The organism is Kocuria gwangalliensis, from assembly GCF_039544365.1.
Classification (GTDB): Bacteria; Actinomycetota; Actinomycetes; order Actinomycetales; family Micrococcaceae; genus Kocuria; species Kocuria gwangalliensis.
Window position 1 is genome coordinate 93,260 of sequence record NZ_BAABLN010000003.1, and the last position, 17,615, is coordinate 110,874.

The following is a 17,615-nucleotide window of genomic DNA, read 5'->3' on the forward strand; positions in this document are numbered from 1 at the left end:
CCAGAACGGTCAGTCCACCCGTGCCATGCCCTCCACCGGGGTGACCCGGGTGGCCCGACGCACCGGGGCGGCCGACGCGAGCACCGCCACCACCACCGCGGCCACGATGATCGCGAGGAAGCCGGACCACGGAACCGTGGGCTCCACGGTCATCCCCTCGGTCACCAGGGACATCACGCCCAGCGTGCCGAAGGCCCAGCCGACCACCAGGCCCACGATCGTGGCCACCAGTGAAATGACCAGCGCCTCGCGACGAATCATGGCGCCCAACTGCCGGCGGGTCAGACCCAGCGCCCGCAACAGGGAGTTCTCGCGAACCCGCTCGAGCACGAACAGAGACATGGTCGAGGCAATACCCAGCACGGACACCACCACGGCCGCGGCCAGCAGTCCCAGGGTGACCGTGAGCATCACCTCCAGGATGGACACGTAACCGGCCTTCTCCATGAGCGCGCCCTGGAGCTCACCCGGTGTCAGGTTCAGGATCCCCGCGACCTTCTCCTGCAGCTCGGCCGCGGAGGAGTTGTTGAGGGACTGGGCGGCGTCGATCTGGGCGATCGCGCCGTCCGCGTCGGCAGGGTCCGTGGACTTGACGCCCAGCACTCCGTTGAGCTCGGAAATCTGCTGCACCTGATCGGAGCTCACCCGGCCCGCGCTGGCGGGGACGGAAATATCCACGGGGCGGCTCTGGTCCAACTCGTTGAGTAGGTTGACCCGGGCCACGTGCTGGCCCGTGAGGACCGTTGCCACCAACAGCACGCCGATCAACAGCGCCGTGGCGGTCGTGGCCGTACGCGCCGGATAGCGGGCGGCGTTCACGGCCGCGAGTCGTGACGGCTGCCCGCCGGGCAAGAGGCGGCCCAAGCCCTGGACGAGCGGCGGCAGATACAACCGGGACGTCATGACCACTCCCAGGAAGCTCGCCAGACCGCCGATGATCCCCAGGATCGGATCACGTTCCGCAGCACCGAATACCAGGGTTCCGGTGCCGGCCACGAGAATCAAGGCACCCAGGACTATGCGAACGCGGGGAACGCCGTCGGCGGCGCGAGACCCCCGCAGCCCGTCCAGGGGCGAGGCCCCGTGGGCGCGGCGAGCCGGGCCCAGGGAAGCGACCATCGTGAGCACGATGCCCGTGAGCAACCCAACGAGCAGGTCACGCGGGGCCACCGTCACGGTCAGCGCACGAATGACTCCGGAGACCTGCAACACCACCGCCAGGGCCCACACCACGGCCACACCGATGAACGCACCCACGATGCCCAGGACAAGTCCTTCGGTCAGCACCGAGCGACGCACTTGCTTGCTCGTGGCACCCACGCAGCGCAGCAGCGCGAGTTCACGAGCGCGCTGGGCGGTCAGCACGGACAGCGTGTTCGTCACGACCAGCAGCGCCACCAGGATGGACAGCCCCGCGAAGGCCAGGAGGAAAATGGTCAGGATGTTGGAGCCCGCGGCCAGCTGATCGAGCGTTTCCTCGGTCAGCTGTTCGGGAGTCACCACGCGCAGTTGGGGCTGCTGCCCCTGGCCGCTGGCCAGGATCTTGCCCGCGGTGGCCGTCAGTTCCTGGAGCTGGCCGTCCGTGGCTGGACCGTCCAGCGTGAGCTGAATGGCCTGCAGCGGGCTGCCACCCGAGATCTGCCCGGGAGACAACTGCGCCAAGGCGTCGTTGCTGAGCCACACGCTGGCGAACGCACCGGTGGCCGAGGTTTCGGTCAGGCCGGACACGGTGAATTCATTGGCCGCCGACGGCGCCCGCTCACCCTGCTCGGGCGCCTCACCCCCGCCGCCTTCGCCGGCGGGTGGGCCACTCATTTCCTGGAGGGACACGGTGTCGCCCACGCCCACCTTGAGCTTCTTGGTCAGGGATTCGTCCAGCAAAACTTGGTCGTCACCGCTGGGGTATTCCCCCTGCGTGATCTGCGCGGGGAACATGGCGGGATCGTCGGGCAAATTGGATGTCGAGGTGGCCGAGCCGTCCGAGGAAACCGCGTTCGAACCGGGGACGGCCCCGGTCATGTACTGGGCCCACACGGAATCCACACCGTCCACGCGAGAGAGCTCGTCGACCTGCTGGGGGGTGGCGCTGAAGCTGAAGGCGTCCGCTTCGGTGGTCACCACGGCGTCCGCATTCTTGTATTGCGCAGCCAGGTCATTGGTCATGCTCGCCGTCAACGTGCTCGACAGGCCGAGGGCCGCCGTCATGAAGCCGGAGGACACGGCCACCACGGCCAGGACCATGAGATAGCGCGTCCATTGCAGGCGAAGTCTGGACAGGATGACGGCGCGCATCAGCGATCACCCACCGGGGCGTCGTCGGGCTGGATCCGCCCGTCCATGACCCGGATGACGCGATCCGCGGCCTGGGCCACCCGGGGGTCGTGTGTCACGATGACCACGGTTTGGTTGAATTCGTCCACGCTGCGGCGCAGCATGCCGAGCACCTCGTGGGAGGTGGTGCTGTCGAGGGCGCCGGTCGGCTCATCCGCAATGATCACGGACGGTTCGGGGAACAGTGCGCGGGCAATGGCCACGCGCTGCTGCTGGCCCCCGGACATCTCGTCCGGACGGTGATCCAACCGGGAGCGGATGCCCAAGGTGTCCGCGAGTGCTTCCAGGCGCTGCGAGTTCACCTGCTTCGCGGCGAGTGAGAGGGGAAGTTCGATGTTCTGGCGCGCGGTCAGGGTCGGGACCAGGTTGAACGCCTGGAACACGAAGCCCACGTGGTCACGACGGAAGCGGGTGAGCTGGTCGTCCGAGAGACCGGTGATGTCCTGACCACCCACCACGATGCGTGTGCTGGGATCCTTGTCCGGAACGTCCAAGCCTGCCAGGCAGTGCACCAGGGTGGACTTCCCCGACCCGGAGGGCCCCATTACGGCAACCAGGGTGCCCCCGGCAATCTCCAGGTTCACGCGGTCCAGTGCTTTGACGGAAGCCTCACCGGCTCCGTAGGTGCGGGAGACGTTGGCCGCAACCACGGCCATCGACCCGTGCTGGCGGGATGGGGACGGGGTGTGCCGCTGGGTTTGCCGTCCCCACGGCAGGGCCTCAGATTGTTGGGTTCCGGTGCGCGTCGTGTTCATGCTTCAACTGTGTCCGGGGTCGGGGCCGGGCACATCGCGCGCGAGTACCGAACCCGCGGACCACGGTCTCATCCCGGGGTGTGAGGGCCCGCAGCGGGGCCATCCGGGGGAATGAGGGTCCGCAGCAGCACACCGTCAGGCCGTCACCACGCCGGTTTCGTACGCGATCACCACGGCCTGCACCCGATCGCGGGCACCCAGCTTGGCCAGGATGTGGGACACGTGAGTCTTGACCGTGGGTTCGGACAGGTACAGCTCGGACATGATCTCGCCGTTGGACAGCCCCCGCCCCACGAGTTCGAACACCTCTCGCTCACGCGCCGTCAGCGCGGCAAGCCGGGGACTCTCCCACGGGTTCGACGCCGCTGCGGGCCCCCGCCCGGGGATCGTCTGCTTCCCGGCCACCCCCCGAGGTGACGCCGGTCCGGCACCCGCGGGGGCGGCGTCGTCGTTGGGGGAACGGGCGATGAGCTGGTCGAGCAGCCGGCGTGTGGTGGAGGGCGCGATCACCGCGTCCCCGCGGGCGACCGTGCGGATGGCTTCGAGCAGTTCCTCGGGGCGGGCGTCCTTGAGGAGGAACCCACTGGCCCCGGCGCGGATGCCGTCCAAGGCATATTCGTCCAGGTCGAAGGTCGTGAGCACAATGACCTTGATCCGCGGGCGAGCCGCCAGGATGGCCTGCGTGGCCTCGATGCCGTTGAGTTTGGGCATCCGCACGTCCATGAGCACCACGTCCGGAATGCGTTCCCCGCCGATGGCGCCGACCACGAAATCCACGGCTTCCCGACCGTCACCGGCCTCGCCGATCACCGCGAGATCCGGTTGGGAGTCCACGAGCATACGGAAACCGCCGCGCACGAGCGGCTGGTCATCGACTATGAGCACCCGCGACACAGCAGCGGACTCTGGGGGAATGGAACTCACGCGCCCTCCGAAGGAATGGTGGCCTGAACTACGAAAACGTCCGCGCGAGTGACATGCGGTCCCGCCGTCATCTCACCACCGTACAGAGCCACGCGCTCGCGCAACCCCTGAAGCCCGTGGCCTGCCCCCGGAGCCCGGGGCGGATCATTGGCCCCCGCGCCGTCGTTGACGACCTCCACCCACGAGAAATCGCGCTGATGATCAATGCTCACCCGTACCGAACCGGCCTGCCACGCGTGCTTCAACACGTTGGTGAGGCCCTCCTGCACCACCCGGTACAGGCTCAACTGAGCGCCGGTGCTCAGAGCGGGGGTGCCCGATTCTTGGAACTGCACGGGCAATCCGGCCGCTTGCACCGAGCGCACGAGCTCGGGAATGTCACCGAGCTGCGGCACCGGTTTGGTCTCCGTTTCACTGCCCGTGCGCAACACGCCCAGCAGTTTGCGCATCTCCGTCAGCGACCCGCGTGCGGTTTCGGAAATGGTCTCCAGGGTCTGGACGGCCACCTCCGGGTTCGACGCCGCCGCGTACCTCGCACCGTCCGCCTGGGCAATCACCACGGACAGCGAATGCGCCACCACGTCATGCATTTCCCGGGCAATGCGCGTGCGCTCGTCCTGGGCGGCAAGGCGCACTTCCTGTTCGCTCTCCACTTCGAGGCGACGAGCCCGATCCTCGAGCTGTTCACGCCGCAGCCGGCGCGTCCGCGCGAGATCACCCGCGAGGAAGGCCACGATCACGACCAATGCGCTGACCACGGTGAACATCAACGCCGCCAGAGCCCACTCCAACAGGGTGGGCGGGCCGTAAAACGCGAAGAACCAGCGATAACACAGTGCTCCGAAGATCGCGCAACCTAGCAGTGCGGTAAGGAGCACCGCACGACGCTTCTTCCTGGATGCCCGCACCGCCACGGTGTACATCAGACAGGGCACGGCCCACATGCACAGCCCGATGGTCGCGACGTTGAATACCACCAGGACGAAGAGCGCCAACCCTCCCACCGCGAACGCCGTGGCCACCGGGGCCGCTCGTCGAAACAACAACGGCAGGGCAACCACCGCGGCGCACCACAGGCTCCGGCCGCCGTCCAACGCCCCTGCCGTGAGAAAGGACAGCGAGACGAAGATTCCGCCGCTCATCATCAGAGCGTTGCTGAGGTGAGGGTGCTCTTGTGCCCAGCGCGCGAACCGTACGTGGAGTGCCATTGACACGAGGGTAGCGAGCTTTCACCCCGGGGTCGTCGTGCTCGGGTATGAGCCCCCGCAACCATGGTTCACGCCGATATGAACCGGGCCCACCGCTCAGCGACCCTGGCGGGCGGGCCCTAGTTGAACCACTCGGTGGGCGGCCCGGCGTTCAACAGAACCGTGAACAGCAGGGCAACCAACACCACCAATACGAGAGCCGAAAGGATCGGCCAGTGCAGAATCACGGCCAGGAGCCGCTCGGCAGCAGTGCGGGCGGGTTCCTGACCGTTCCGCGGTGCGACACCGGCCGGGGCCACGCGCCACTGCGAAGCCAGCAGGCCCTTGCGGTCCACGTGACGTTCGAACGGAACCGTGGCGAACGGGACGACCGCCAGGACCAGGCCCAAGATTCCCTTGGACGCGGGCCAGCGCTGATCGGTCCACACCACCACGGTGGATACGCAGTAGGACAGGAACACGAAGCCGTGAATACTGCCGGCGATCCGCATGGTCCAGTCCGGTGCGCCCAGGGCGTACTTGCCGATCATCGCGGTGATCAGCAGAGCCCACGTGAGCATTTCGGCCGTGGCCACCACGCGGTAGAGACCTCGGGGACTCACGCGCGGCTGGTGGCGTCCGGTGGTGTCGATGTTGGAACGGGAGTCGCTGTTCACGCGCTTTTCCGAAGCGGCTGCGGCTGACTGGCTGGGCATGAGTCTCCCTGGGATCACAGAACTGGTTTCATACCATTATGGGATGCCGGGCATGGGCCCTTCATCCACCGTTCGATTGATTCTCCGCGGCTCTCACTCCGCCGTCGACTTGCTGGTTGCATCCCGGACTTCGCCCACGAGTTCCTCCAACACGTCCTCGAGGGCCACGATGTACACCGATTCGTCCGTGGTGCGGGAGTCCCTGGCGACCTCGCCCACCAGGGCGAAGTGAGCGCCGTCGGCCTGCATGGTGCGCGTGACCTTTCGCAGCTTGTCCTGCGGAGCCACCCGGGCAAAACGACGGATCGACGCCGCCGGGATGGGTACGTGACGCATCTGCTCCGGAAGTCCCAGCACGTCCTTGGTGTGGATGTACCCCATCAGGCGCTCGTTCCGGTCCTGCACCGGGAACCGCGAGAAACCGGTCTCCGCGCACATCAGCTCGATCCCCGCGGCAGTGATGTCGCTGGGGACCGTGCGCATGCCGGTCAGGGGCAGGGCGACATCCTTGGCGGTCTTGTTCTCGAAGTTCAAGGCCCCGGTGAGCAACCGGATCTCGTCGGTGTCGAGCAAACCCTCGCGGCCGGATTCCGCCACGAAACCGCGCACGTCCTCGGAGGTGAAGGATGAGGCGACCTCGTCCTTGGGCTCCACCCGGAAAACCCAGCGAACCAAGTGGTTTGCGGTCTCGTTCATGATCCAAATGAACGGGCGGAACACCACAACGAACCCGTGCAGCATGGGACCCAGCACCATGGCCGCACGCCCCGGTACCGCAATCGCGATGTTCTTGGGCACCATTTCGCCCAACACCATGTGCAGGAAGGTCACGATCAACAAGGCGATGACCAGGGCAATGGGGTGCAACAAAGCCGAGGGCACACCGAAGTACTCGAGCGGCACCTCGATCAAGTGCGCAATCGCGGGTTCGCCCACGGCACCGATCAGCAAGGAACACGCGGTGATGCCGAGCTGGGTGGCGGCGAGCGCCGTCGACACGTTTTCAATGCCTTTGAGGGCATATTTGGCGGTCTTGGAACCCTCTGCGGCCTCGGGTTCCAACTGGTCGCGGCGGGCGGAGACCATGGCGAACTCGCTGGCCACGAAGAACGCGTTGCCCGCGAGCAACAAGATGAGAACGATAATTGCGGTGCTGGTGGTCATCGCTGTTGCTCCTCTCGGGGATCCTCGACCGAAACGTCGTCATCGCGGTGGAACGAGGGGTTGCTCTGAAAGCCGACCTGCGCCTGGAATTCCTCGGCGGTTTCGGGCTGGCGCGGTTCCCCGCCCAGCGGGTCGGTCCTACCGGCCGGCGGTTTCCATTCGGTGGAGGTGGTTGAACCACCGCCGGCGTCGGGGTCGCCGCCCTCGCGGCGCACGAGGATCCGGTCCACGCGGTGCTGATCCATGCGGACCACTTCCAGGTGGATGTTCGCCTTGGTGGGCAGGTCGTCCTCATCGCGGTGGGTGTGGTCCACGGCCTCGAGGGTGAGGGTGTCCTTCACCTGGGGCAGCCGGTCCAGTTCCTCGGCCATGAGGCCGCCCAGGGTGTCGGATTCCTCGCCCTCGGGCATGTCCAGGCGCAACACGTCGCCGAGCTCATCGGGACGCAGCAGACCGGACACGACCAGGCCGCCGTCGCGGGTGCGGCGGAAGCGCTGCACGCGGGTGTCCTGCTCGTCATCGATCTCGCCCACGATTTCCTCAATGAGGTCCTCCAGGGTCACGATGCCGGCGGTGCCGCCGTACTCGTCCACCACGATGGCCATCTGCAAGCCCTTGCCGCGCAGTTTGCGCATGAGGGGGTCAAGGGTCATGGACTCGGAGACCACGTCCGCGCGGGCCGCGACCTCGCCGACCCGCTTGACGGCGCGATCCTCGAACGGCACGGCCAGGGCGTGGGTGTAGTGCACCACACCCACGATGTCGTCCACGGATTCACCCATGACGGGGAACCGCGAGTGTCCGGTCTCCGCCGCGGTGAGCAGCATGTGTTCCACGGTGTCTTCGGATTCCAGAAAGCTCACGCGCGGGCGCGGACGCATCACGTCCGCGGCGGTGCGCTCACCGAATTCAATGGACCGCGCCACCAGTTCGGCGGTACCCGCTTCCAGGGTGCCTTCGCGACCGGAGCGGTTCACCACGGCGACCAGTTCGGCCGCGGTGCGGGCGTTGGCCACTTCTTCGGTGGGGGTGAAGCCCAGAAATCGCAGGACCGCGTTGGCGGATTCGTTGAGGACCCTCACCAGCCAGCCGAACAGGATCATGAAAATCTTCTGCGGATAAACCACCACGTGGGTCACGCGCAGCGGGTCGGCAATGGCCCAGTTCTTGGGCACCAGCTCGCCGAACACCATTTGCGTGAAGGTCGCCACGATGAAGGCGGCCGTGGTCGCAATACCGGTGGCCACGGCGTCTGGCATCCCCGCCCAGCCGAGACCGCCGCGCAGGAGCTCACCAATGCTGGGTCCGGTGATGAAACCGGCCATCAAGCTGGTGACGGTGATGCCCAGCTGGGCGCCGGAGAGGTTGGTCGAGGTCTTCTTGAGGCTTTCCTCGATGACGACGGCGCGCTTGTCGCCTTCCGCTTCGGCGCGCTGAACCGCTTGTCGATCCACGGTGAGGAACGAGAACTCCACCGCCACGAACAGTGCGTTGGCCAGAACCAGAAGAAGGAAGACGAGAAAAAGGAGCCAGGCGGTCAGCACCTGCCCACCTCACTCATTGCGGGGGCTGCGGTGCAGCGCGGGTTGCGGGCTACGCCGGATCGGGGAAGAGGACTGTGCCTCTTCGGACTGTCCGACTCCTTGTCATCGGCGGAGGCGGGTACACCGAGGTACGCCGCGTGCCGGGAGAGTTGAGATGTCACGGAGAAAAGAATACAGAAACACACCGAACCGTGCCGAGTGATTTTGGTCAACCGGGGTGGGTCGGAGGTCCCCGCGGCCACTTCCGAACATCCAGGGGCGCGGGTTAGCGCCTGTCTTCCCCTGCCTGGACATTATTGGCAGAGGTACGCAGGTTTATCCCCGTGTTCGCTACGAACCTCTGCCTCAGATGTTGAGCCCTGCTAACCCCTGCCGCAGATGTCGTGAATCCTGACCTGGGCTCACTCTCCAACGATCGGCCCGAAGGCCGCCCGCGCCCACAGCAACACGGCCGTAGCGCCCGGGTCCGGGGTGCCGATCGAACGCTCACCCACGTAGCTGGACCGGCCCTTCGACGCCGCGTACTCGGCCGTCGATGCCGTGCCCTTCTCCGCGGCGGACATCGCATCCCTGAACAGCTCAGCGGCGCCAGAGTTCTCGTGCTTCTCATCGTTCAGGACCCGAGCGGCGGGAATCAGCGCGTCCATCATGGTCGAATCGCCCTCCTCGGCACCGCCCAAATGACACATGTCGTCAACGGCGATCCGGAATCCTCGCTTCAACGCCGCCAGCTGAGCGCCCGGCTCCCGAGCACTGACATCGCTGTAACCGCGGGCCAAGCCCAACGCGAGCACGGCGTACAGCGGACCGCTCGTGCCACCCACGTGGTTGCGGAGCAACGCGGACAAGGCCGTGAAGTGTGCGGCGGGCCCGTTCAGGGTCTCGAACTTCTCCGAGGAATCAATCACGGCTTTGGCGCCCCGGGACAGGTTCACACCCAGATCACCGTCACCCACAGCGCGGTCGGCCCGAGTCAGTTCTTCTTCACGGTCGATCAACACCTCAGCTGCCCTGAGCACCGCCTCATGAATCTCCCGGGGGAAACCGCCGGCCTCCCCCGTCTGTGCTTCGGACGCGAAAAAATCCGGCGTTTCGACGTGCACCAGCGCCGGTTCCCGCGGTATGACCGAGGGCACTCCCCACGCCGGAGCAGCGGTGGGGGCCTCGAGGAGCTCCCTCATGTCCGGTGACACCCGGGCCACCGTCAATGAAACACCGGGCATGTCCAAACTGGTGAGGAAGTTACCGGTCCATCCCATGACGGGTCGCAACCCGCGAGCGCGCACCTCCGAGAGGACTTCTCCGCTGAGCACCTCGAGTTCCAAGGATGACAGTCCTCCCAGGCCGTTGACCATGACCAGGACGTCCTCGTCGCGAAGACCACGGTCCGCCACAATGGTGTTCACCAATCGCTGCGCCGTATCCCGCGCGCTCCGCCCCGGGGTTTGTTCAACGCCCGGTTCGCCGTGAATGCCGAGCCCCCATTCCACATCGGCATCCCCGAGGTCAAAGGAACTCTCCGATGCGCCGGGCACGTTGCACGGGCCCAGGGAGACTCCCATGGTACCCAAACCACTCAGCAGTTCTTCGGCGGCATCGGCGGCTTGGTCCATCGTTGCGCCGTCACGGACCTTCGCGCCGATGACCTTGTGAACCAGAACCGTGCCCGCGAGGCCTCGGCGACCCGCGCCGACGTCCTCGCCCAGAGCGACGTCGTCCGCGACCAGAACCGTGCGGACACGGTGACCTTCCGCGCGAGCCTGGCGAGCCGCCAGCCCGAAGTTCAACCGATCACCCGTGTAGTTCTTGACCACCATGATGATGTCCTCATCACCGGGAGCGACCGCCCGCAAGGCTGCGAGGATCGCGTCCACGCTGGGCGAGGTGAAAACGGGACCGCACACGGCGGCGTCCAGCATTCCGTCACCCACGTACCCCGCGTGGGCGGGTTCGTGCCCGGAACCGCCACCGCTGATCACCTTCACGGTCGACGACGACGCCCCCGACCGCACGACCACCGACCAGTTCGCCACGCGAGCCAGTGACGCGTTCCGTGACACCAATCCAGTAATCAGGTCATCGACCGCGGCCTCCGGGCTGTTCAGCAAGTTCTTCATGATTCCTCGTCTCCGTTGATCGCCCCAGATGTCAGGTGATCGCCCCAGATGTCATGAGACCCCGCGGTCACGGACACACCATCCGTAACCGCGGGGCCCCGCCCAGCACCGTCGAGTTACAGCTCTACGGTGTCGTTCTTGCCCGCATCCGGGCGTTCGCCGGTGACCCGAGCCTTGATCATGGAGAACATGGTCTTGGCACCCTCGGAGCTCCAGTACTCACCAGCGTCGGTGTTGACCTGGATCAATGCGGCCTCCGGGGACTTGGGATCCGCCTGCAGGAACGCACTGGTCAGGGCGCCGGCGAGTTCTTCCTTGCTCTGCGGGTCCTCCACGAGTTCAGCGCGGCCACGCAGCGAGACCCACGTCCCCTTGCCCACGAACGTCACATTGACCTGGGCGTCGGCGGTGATCTGCTCGACCAGGTCCGAGTCACGGGAGGTCATGAACCACAGGTCCCCGTCGAAGTCCCTGTCCTGCACGGTCATGGGGCGGGTGACAATGCCGCCGTCCGGGGTGTGGGTGGCGATCACGCACGTGTCGATGCCCTCGATCAGTTCCTTGATGGTCTCCACTGCTTGAGTCTTACCGTCAGTGTCAGTCATGGTTTCCCTCCGTTGCATAGCCGATAGTGCGTTCTTGAAAGCAAAAATCTCAGGGTGCGTACCCGATGTGATGAGCTACCCCGCCCCGGGAGTTCAGGCCGTCCGCCCCAGAATGTGTTCCGCGCACTCGCGCAGATTCTCGTGGCGGAACTGGTAGCCCGTGTCCAGGAATTTGCTCACGTCCACCCGGTGACTTGCCGCGACGGTTTCCCGCGTGGCCTCCTTACCCAGCAGCGCGCGCGGACCCGCGAGCGGAGTGGGCACCACCGCCGGGCGGTTCAGCACTCCCGAGATGATGCGGGCGAAATCCTTTTGACGCACCGGATTGGGTGCCGCCACGTGGTACGGCCCGGTTGCGTCCTCGGACAGCACCAGGTGCGCCACCGCACCGGCCATGTCGTCGATTCCGATCCAGCTCTGCCACTGCTTGCCCCCACCCAACGGTCCGGACAGACCGGCCGTCATGAGCGGCAGTTGGGGTCGCAAGAGGCCACCGCTCGGGGTCAGCACCAGCCCGGTGCGCACATTGATCACGCGCACGCCGAACACTTCCGCACCGTGCGCCGCCTTCTCCCACTCGGCACACACGTGCGCCAGGAATCCCGCACCGGGGGGCTGTTCCTCGGTCAGGATCTCATCCCCGCGATCGGTGCCGTGATAGCCCACGGCGGATCCGACCACGAGCGCCCGGGGTCGCTGTTGCTCGGGCACCTGCCCGATCGCCCGCACCAACAGCGCGGTGCTGTCCACGCGCGAATGCAAAATCTTTTCCTTGTTCTTGCGCGTGAATCGCGTGGCGATACTCGACCCACCCAGGTGGAGTACGACGTCGATCCCCGCCAGATCTCGCGGGTTCAGCAGACCCTTCTCCGGGTCCCAGCCGATGACCCCGTCACCGGTGGTGCCGCCGCGTTCGAGCCGCAGCACTTCGTGACCACCGGTCTCCAGGAGGGCGCACACTTGCGAACCGATCAGCCCGGAGGACCCACCCACCGCAATACGCAGCCGGGGCCCGCGGTGTTGATCCTGGAATTCGAGGTCACCGCGCAGCTGACGCTCGCGGTAGGCGAAAATCCGTTGCAGCTGACCGCGCATGAGTTTATCGCTGAGCCCGCTGGCCTTCTCCGCCACCCGAGGCAGGGTGCGCACCGTGACCTGATCACGCACGAGCGTGCCGCCCTCCGGTGTTTCCTCGAAGTTGTGCCGATGCTCCCACTCCCCCAGCGGCCCGCGTTCCATGCGGTCGGTGAAGTAGTGCGGCGGGTCCCAGTCACCGTGGCGGGCGGTCCACGGAACATGCACCGTGCCAAAGGTGCCCGGAACGGACACTCCCAGTTTCACGCGTGAGCCGGGTTCGATCCCGTCCGTGGGGGCCTCCGTGACCTGGTCCGGGCCACCACCGAAGGGCGGGGTGAGCCGGGGCAGGGCACCGGGGCGTTGATGCCACGCGAAAACCTCGTCGCGCGGTTGGGTCAGACGGGTCTCGTACTCGAACTGTTGCGCCATTGCAGGGTGTCCGTTCTGTGGGCCGAGTTCTCGGGGTTGAATCCAGGGAACCTGTACTCCGGGGGCTGGGACCGCTAGGACCGATCAGCCGTTCTGGGGAACCTGATCCACGAGCTCGTCGTCCTCGGGTTCAGCGGCCGGGCTCACCGTGCGGACCTGCGCCGAGGTGACCCGGCGTTCGCGCTCGTACGGCTCCAACGTCACCGTGTCTCCGGTCTCCAGAGAGCGCAGTACGGCCTCGTGAACGCGGGTGTCCAAGAGACCCTCCTCTCCGGAGGGCTCGGGCTGCTCACCGTTGCGGATGCAGTCCACGAAGTACTGGGTCTGACCACCGAACTGTTCCACGGGGTCGTGGGCGAAACTTTCCGAGCTGCCGTCCTTGGTGAGCGTGTAGCTGATCCCCACGTCCTCTCCGAAACCGAAGCACGGCTCAGCGGTGATCTCACCCTCGGTGCCGGCAATCGTGAACCGCTCGGCGGATTCGGAGGCATACGAAATGGTGAACTGGGCCACCCGGTCCTCGGGGAAGCGCAGGGTCACGGCCACGGTGTCGTCGAAGTTGAACTCGCGACCAGGGGTCCGAACACCCACGGCGTGCACCGAGATGGGTTCGGAGTCGAAGAGGTTGCGCACCTCGTTGAGGGGGTACGTTCCCATGTCCGGGATGGGCCCACCCCAGTAGCCGGAGTGACCGCGGTGGTTCTCCTCGGTAATGTCCTGGGAGAACACGGAGGAGAAGTACCGGGGATTGCCAATGACCTTTTGATCGCGGACCTTCTCGATCATGTCCACGGTGCCCGGTTCCTGGTGCAGACGATAGGCGACCATGAGCGTGGCGCCGGACGTGTTCGCGGCGTCAATGATGGCCTGGCAGTCCTCCACCGAGGTTTCCATGGGCTTCTCGAGCAGTACGTGCAGCCCGGCCTTGAGCGCAGGCTCGGCGAATTCGCGGTGCCGGAACACGGGGGTGGCAACATACACGGCGTCGATGTCGCCGGAGGACAGCAGCGCAGGGTATTCCTCGTAGGAATACGTGGCCACCCCGAACTCCCGGCCGAGCTCCTCGGCCTTTTCCGCACTGGAGGTCACCAGAGCCGTGAGTTCGGCGTCATCGATCCGGGACAGCCCGGGGATGAAAGCCTGCTGGGAAATCTGGCCCACACCCACCACGGCAAAGCGCACGGGGCCGTTGTTCTTCTGGGACATGTGAAACCTCCAAAGGGACGTCAACGTCACGCCGCGTCGGTCAGCGTGCTTATCAGGACAACTGATCCCACCCTACGCGCGGCCCCCGGGCTTGTCAGGAGACGTTCACCCAGCGCGCACACCGCCACGGTTGACGGTCCCCTGCCCCTCTTTTCCTAGCGGATACCGGGGAGGGGGAATCCCCCATCAGTCAAGAGAAATCGCGGGCGTTCTGCAGCACCGGGATGGCCGTGCGAGTCTTCTCGACCAGACCAAGATCCAGGTCCACAACCCGGTAATCGGGTGCATCCGCCAAGGAAACCACCACGGAACCATCCGGAGCGGCCACCAGACTGTGCCCCACGCCCAGCGGCGCATTGCCCTCGACCTCACGCCCCACCGACACCGGATTCGCCTGCCCCACGGCCACCACGTACGACGTCGCGTCCAAGGCTCGGGCGCGCGCCAACAGTTCCCACTGGTCGACCTTGCCGGGGCCCGCGCCCCAGGAGGCACCGAGCAGGACGACGCGAGCGCCGTCGGCGGCCATGCGGGTGAAAAGCGCGGGGAAGCGGATGTCGTAGCAGGTGGCCACGCCCACGGTCACGCCGTGGAGGTCGAAGGTGACGGGCGCGGCCCCGGCCTGGACGGTGTCCGATTCCTTGAAACCGAATGCGTCGTAGAGGTGGGTCTTGTCGTAGCTGAGCACCCGGCCCTCGGCGAGCGCAATGAGCGCGGTGTTGCGCACGCGGCCCTCGTCGCCGGGGCTGAACATGCCGGCCATGATCGCCACGCCGTGCTCCTGGGCTACGGTCGATACGGACCGGGCCCACGGCCCGTCGGCGGGCTCGGCAATGTTTTTCAGGCTGCGACCGAAGGCGAACATGGTGGCCTCGGGAAGCACCAGGATGTCCGCATTGTCCTGCCCCGCGCGCGCGGCGAGCCCCCGCACCTGCTCCAGGTTCTGCTGCGGATCGTGCGAGCTGAGGATCTGTCCCATGGCAATGCGCATGTTTTCCAGCGTATCCGGATCGGGGTGCAGGATGGAGACCATGAATTCACCCGTGAGCCCCGGCCGAGCCCAGCACGTCCCCACCTGGGCGCTGGGCGCAGTGGGGTTCGTGTCCTTCTTCGACCGGTTCGGCACCCCGCCCATGTTGCTGATCATGTCCAGCGACACCGGCCTGGACGTGCACCAGGTGGTGCAGTTGTTCACCGTCTACTCACTGCTGTACGCCCTGGGGCAGCCGCTGTGGGGCCTGTTGAGTGACCGGTGGGGGCGCCACATCGTGCTGCGGATCGCGCTGATCGGCGTGGTGGTCGGCTCGATCGCCAGCGTTCTGGCCGGCGGTTACGCGGCGCTGCTGATGGCCCGCGGGTTCACGGGCCTCACCGTGGGGGCGCTGTATCCCACCCTGCTCACCCTCATCGGGGACACGCGGATCGGTCCCGCCAAGGTGCATGCGCTGTCGGATCTGCTGGCGTATTCGTCGATCGGCAATGCCGTGGCCACGCTGACCACCGGCGCGATCGCGGCGTGGTTGAGTTGGCGTGTGGTGTTCGCCATCGTGGGGGTGGCGTGTGTGGTGCTGTTGATCCTGCTGCGCCATGTGCATGCGCCCAAGCCCGCGCGCACCTCCGCGACCAGGGGCGGCGCCTTCGCCACATGGCCGCTGACGGTTTACGGCATTGCCTTTGCCGAGGGCGTGGTGCTCGTGGGCATCCTGACCTACGTGGTTCCGGCCCTGCAGAGCGTTGGCGTGAGTGTGGCCCTGGCCGGTGTACTCGGCGCCACCTACGGGCTGGGCGTGGTGGCCGGCGCTCCCATCATGCGGGTGCTCTCGCGCAGGTTCACGCGCACCCAGTGCATGATCCGGGGTGGGGTGTTCATGGTGGTCGGCCTGGGGGCCTCTGCCCTTTCCGCCACCCCGATCCCGCTCACCGTCACGGCCGTGTGCATCGGGCTGGCCAACGCCATCCTGCATTCGTCCGTGCAGGGCTGGGCCACCGAGGTCGCCCCGGAATCCCGCGCCACCACGGTCTCCTTCTTCGTGACCTCGCTCTTCCTGGGCGCGGCCGCGGGCACCTTCGTCACCGCCGGGCTCGCCGACGCCGCCCACTTCAGCACCATATTCGGCATCGGGGCGGTCGCGGGGCTCGGGATCACGGTGGTTGCGAGCGCGGCCCACGCACGGTGGATGCGCTCCACCGCCACGTCCTGACGGTCAGGCGTACTTGGCGATCTTCACCGCACTCGCGATCATGGGCAGCTGCAGCGGCAATCGCCCGAGTGAAATGAGCTGCTTCTCCAGGGGTCGGTGGCGCCAGTCCCACGCCATTTTCATGTTGCCCGGCCACACCCCGATGAACAGCGCGGTGGCCGCGATGCCTCCCAGCTTGCGGGTTGCGGGAACGAGCAGCAGCGCGGCGGTGGCGAGTTCCGCGTACCCCGAACCAATGGCCCAGTCCCGGGCGGTTCCGGGCAGTTGCGTGGGAATCAACCGTTCGAACGGTTCCGGCTTCACGAGGTGCAGGGCACCCATTCCGGTGAGCGCCAACCCCGTGAACAGGGCGGACTTGTGGGCGCTCTTGCGTTGTTGCAGCAGTTTTTTGGTCATGCCAAACGGTAACCCGAACGCATTCCGGCGAGCCGAGCGGCGTCGTAGAGTGGCGATACACGCTCAAAGGGAGACCCTCATGGAACCGTTCGTCACCGCCGACTGGCTGCTAGAGAATCATGAGTCCGTGCTGCTCGTCGATGCCCGCATGTACCTGGACGGTCGCAGCGCTCGAGCCGCTTACCTTCGGGGCCACCTGCCCGGCGCGGTGTTCGTGGATGTCGCTGAGGCTCTGGCCGCCCCGGGCTCCCCCGCAGACGGACGGCATCCGCTGCCCTCCCCCGGGGATTTTGCCGCGGCCATGTCCGCCGCGGGTATCGGCGACGACACCACGGTGGTCGCCTACGACGACGCCGGCGGCGTGATGGCCGCCCGTCTCGTCTGGATGCTGCGCACCGCGGGTCACGACGCCGCCCTGCTGGACGGCGGCCTCGGAGCCTTCCCCGCCGGATCCCTGGAGACCCGCTACGTGACCCCGCAGTTCGCTCACTTCACGCCCGTGCCGTGGCCCCGCGCGGCTCTGGCCACCATTGACGAAGCGGCCGGTGGCGGCACCGTGGTCGACGCCCGAGACCGCACTCGTTTCGACGGTCACGGTCCAGATCCGGTGGATCCCCGCTCCGGGCACATCCCCGGAGCGCACAACGTGCCGTGCCGTGAGCACCTGGGCGAGGACGAGACCCTGCAGCCCATGGCGCAGTTGCGTGAGCGTTTCCGGAGCGCCGGGGTAACGGATGCGAACACCATGATCTCCTACTGCGGCTCCGGCGTAACAGCGTGCCACAACCTGCTGGTCGCTGAGTTCGCGGGTTTGGGGCGCGGCCGACTGTTCCCCGGAAGCTGGTCTCAGTACGCCCACACGGACCGCCCGGTCGAGACTAGTTGTTGTGGGGCATGAGGTTCTTGTCACGGGTGCGTTGGTGAGATGAGGAACGGGCTCCTCGCCACAGGATGGAAGTTCCT

15 protein-coding genes are annotated in these 17,615 nt (G+C 66.6%); 2 read left to right on the plus strand and 13 right to left on the minus strand.

The window, feature by feature from the left end; genetic code table 11:
- Nucleotides 1-9: 9 nt before the first annotated feature.
- The 12 genes from ABEA06_RS02340 to ABEA06_RS02395 form a co-directional block, all read right to left on the minus strand.
- Nucleotides 10-2,292 carry an FtsX-like permease family protein gene (locus tag ABEA06_RS02340; protein WP_345310436.1) on the minus strand — a complete coding sequence of 761 codons (2,283 nt, stop codon included), beginning with the start codon at nucleotides 2,290-2,292 and terminating at the stop codon, nucleotides 10-12.
- Nucleotides 2,292-3,086 (minus strand): ABC transporter ATP-binding protein, encoded by a 795-nt coding sequence (locus ABEA06_RS02345; RefSeq protein WP_345310437.1) that lies wholly within the window; start codon nucleotides 3,084-3,086, stop codon nucleotides 2,292-2,294. Before ABEA06_RS02345 ends, ABEA06_RS02340 begins: the two co-directional genes overlap by 1 nt.
- Before the next feature lie 135 nt (nucleotides 3,087-3,221).
- On the minus strand, nucleotides 3,222-4,010 hold the full coding sequence (locus ABEA06_RS02350; protein ID WP_345310438.1) for a response regulator transcription factor: 789 nt from the start codon (nucleotides 4,008-4,010) through the stop codon (nucleotides 3,222-3,224).
- On the minus strand, nucleotides 4,007-5,218 hold the full coding sequence (locus tag ABEA06_RS02355) for a sensor histidine kinase (RefSeq protein WP_303383149.1): 1,212 nt from the start codon (nucleotides 5,216-5,218) through the stop codon (nucleotides 4,007-4,009). Before ABEA06_RS02355 ends, ABEA06_RS02350 begins: the two co-directional genes overlap by 4 nt.
- A gap of 119 nt (nucleotides 5,219-5,337) precedes the next feature.
- The gene (locus ABEA06_RS02360) at nucleotides 5,338-5,913 is read right to left on the minus strand and encodes a DUF3817 domain-containing protein (protein ID WP_312396558.1); all 576 of its coding nucleotides are present in this window, start codon (nucleotides 5,911-5,913) and stop codon (nucleotides 5,338-5,340) included.
- Between the two features lie 93 nt (nucleotides 5,914-6,006).
- A complete protein-coding gene (locus ABEA06_RS02365) occupies nucleotides 6,007-7,077 on the minus strand; it encodes a hemolysin family protein (protein WP_312396559.1) in 1,071 nt (356 codons plus the stop codon).
- Nucleotides 7,074-8,621, minus strand: a complete 1,548-nt coding sequence (locus ABEA06_RS02370; protein ID WP_345310440.1) for a hemolysin family protein — start codon at nucleotides 8,619-8,621, stop codon at nucleotides 7,074-7,076. The genes ABEA06_RS02365 and ABEA06_RS02370 overlap by 4 nt, the downstream gene beginning before the upstream one ends.
- 401 nt (nucleotides 8,622-9,022) lie before the next feature.
- Nucleotides 9,023-10,738 (minus strand): dihydroxyacetone kinase family protein, encoded by a 1,716-nt coding sequence (locus ABEA06_RS02375; protein ID WP_345310441.1) that lies wholly within the window; start codon nucleotides 10,736-10,738, stop codon nucleotides 9,023-9,025.
- A 116-nt stretch (nucleotides 10,739-10,854) separates the two neighbouring features.
- Nucleotides 10,855-11,343 carry a pyridoxamine 5'-phosphate oxidase family protein gene (locus ABEA06_RS02380; protein ID WP_345310442.1) on the minus strand — a complete coding sequence of 163 codons (489 nt, stop codon included), beginning with the start codon at nucleotides 11,341-11,343 and terminating at the stop codon, nucleotides 10,855-10,857.
- Nucleotides 11,344-11,436: 93 nt separating this feature from the next.
- Nucleotides 11,437-12,849, minus strand: coding sequence for a TIGR01777 family oxidoreductase (locus ABEA06_RS02385; protein WP_303383032.1), 1,413 nt, complete (start codon nucleotides 12,847-12,849; stop codon nucleotides 11,437-11,439).
- An 84-nt stretch (nucleotides 12,850-12,933) separates the two neighbouring features.
- Nucleotides 12,934-14,055 carry a Gfo/Idh/MocA family protein gene (locus tag ABEA06_RS02390; RefSeq protein WP_303383033.1) on the minus strand — a complete coding sequence of 374 codons (1,122 nt, stop codon included), beginning with the start codon at nucleotides 14,053-14,055 and terminating at the stop codon, nucleotides 12,934-12,936.
- A 190-nt stretch (nucleotides 14,056-14,245) separates the two neighbouring features.
- Nucleotides 14,246-15,088 (minus strand): carbon-nitrogen hydrolase family protein, encoded by an 843-nt coding sequence (locus tag ABEA06_RS02395; protein ID WP_345310443.1) that lies wholly within the window; start codon nucleotides 15,086-15,088, stop codon nucleotides 14,246-14,248.
- On the opposite strand from ABEA06_RS02395, the gene ABEA06_RS02400 reads away from it, so the two are divergent.
- A complete protein-coding gene (locus tag ABEA06_RS02400) occupies nucleotides 15,087-16,256 on the plus strand; it encodes an MFS transporter (protein ID WP_345310444.1) in 1,170 nt (389 codons plus the stop codon). The genes ABEA06_RS02395 and ABEA06_RS02400 overlap by 2 nt on opposite strands.
- Before the next feature lie 3 nt (nucleotides 16,257-16,259).
- On the opposite strand, the gene ABEA06_RS02405 is transcribed toward ABEA06_RS02400, so the two are convergent.
- Nucleotides 16,260-16,652: a DoxX family protein gene (locus tag ABEA06_RS02405; protein ID WP_345310445.1), complete on the minus strand. Its 393-nt coding sequence runs from the start codon at nucleotides 16,650-16,652 to the stop codon at nucleotides 16,260-16,262.
- A 79-nt stretch (nucleotides 16,653-16,731) separates the two neighbouring features.
- On the opposite strand from ABEA06_RS02405, the gene ABEA06_RS02410 reads away from it, so the two are divergent.
- Nucleotides 16,732-17,550 carry a sulfurtransferase gene (locus ABEA06_RS02410; RefSeq protein ID WP_345310446.1) on the plus strand — a complete coding sequence of 273 codons (819 nt, stop codon included), beginning with the start codon at nucleotides 16,732-16,734 and terminating at the stop codon, nucleotides 17,548-17,550.
- Nucleotides 17,551-17,615 lie beyond the last annotated feature (65 nt).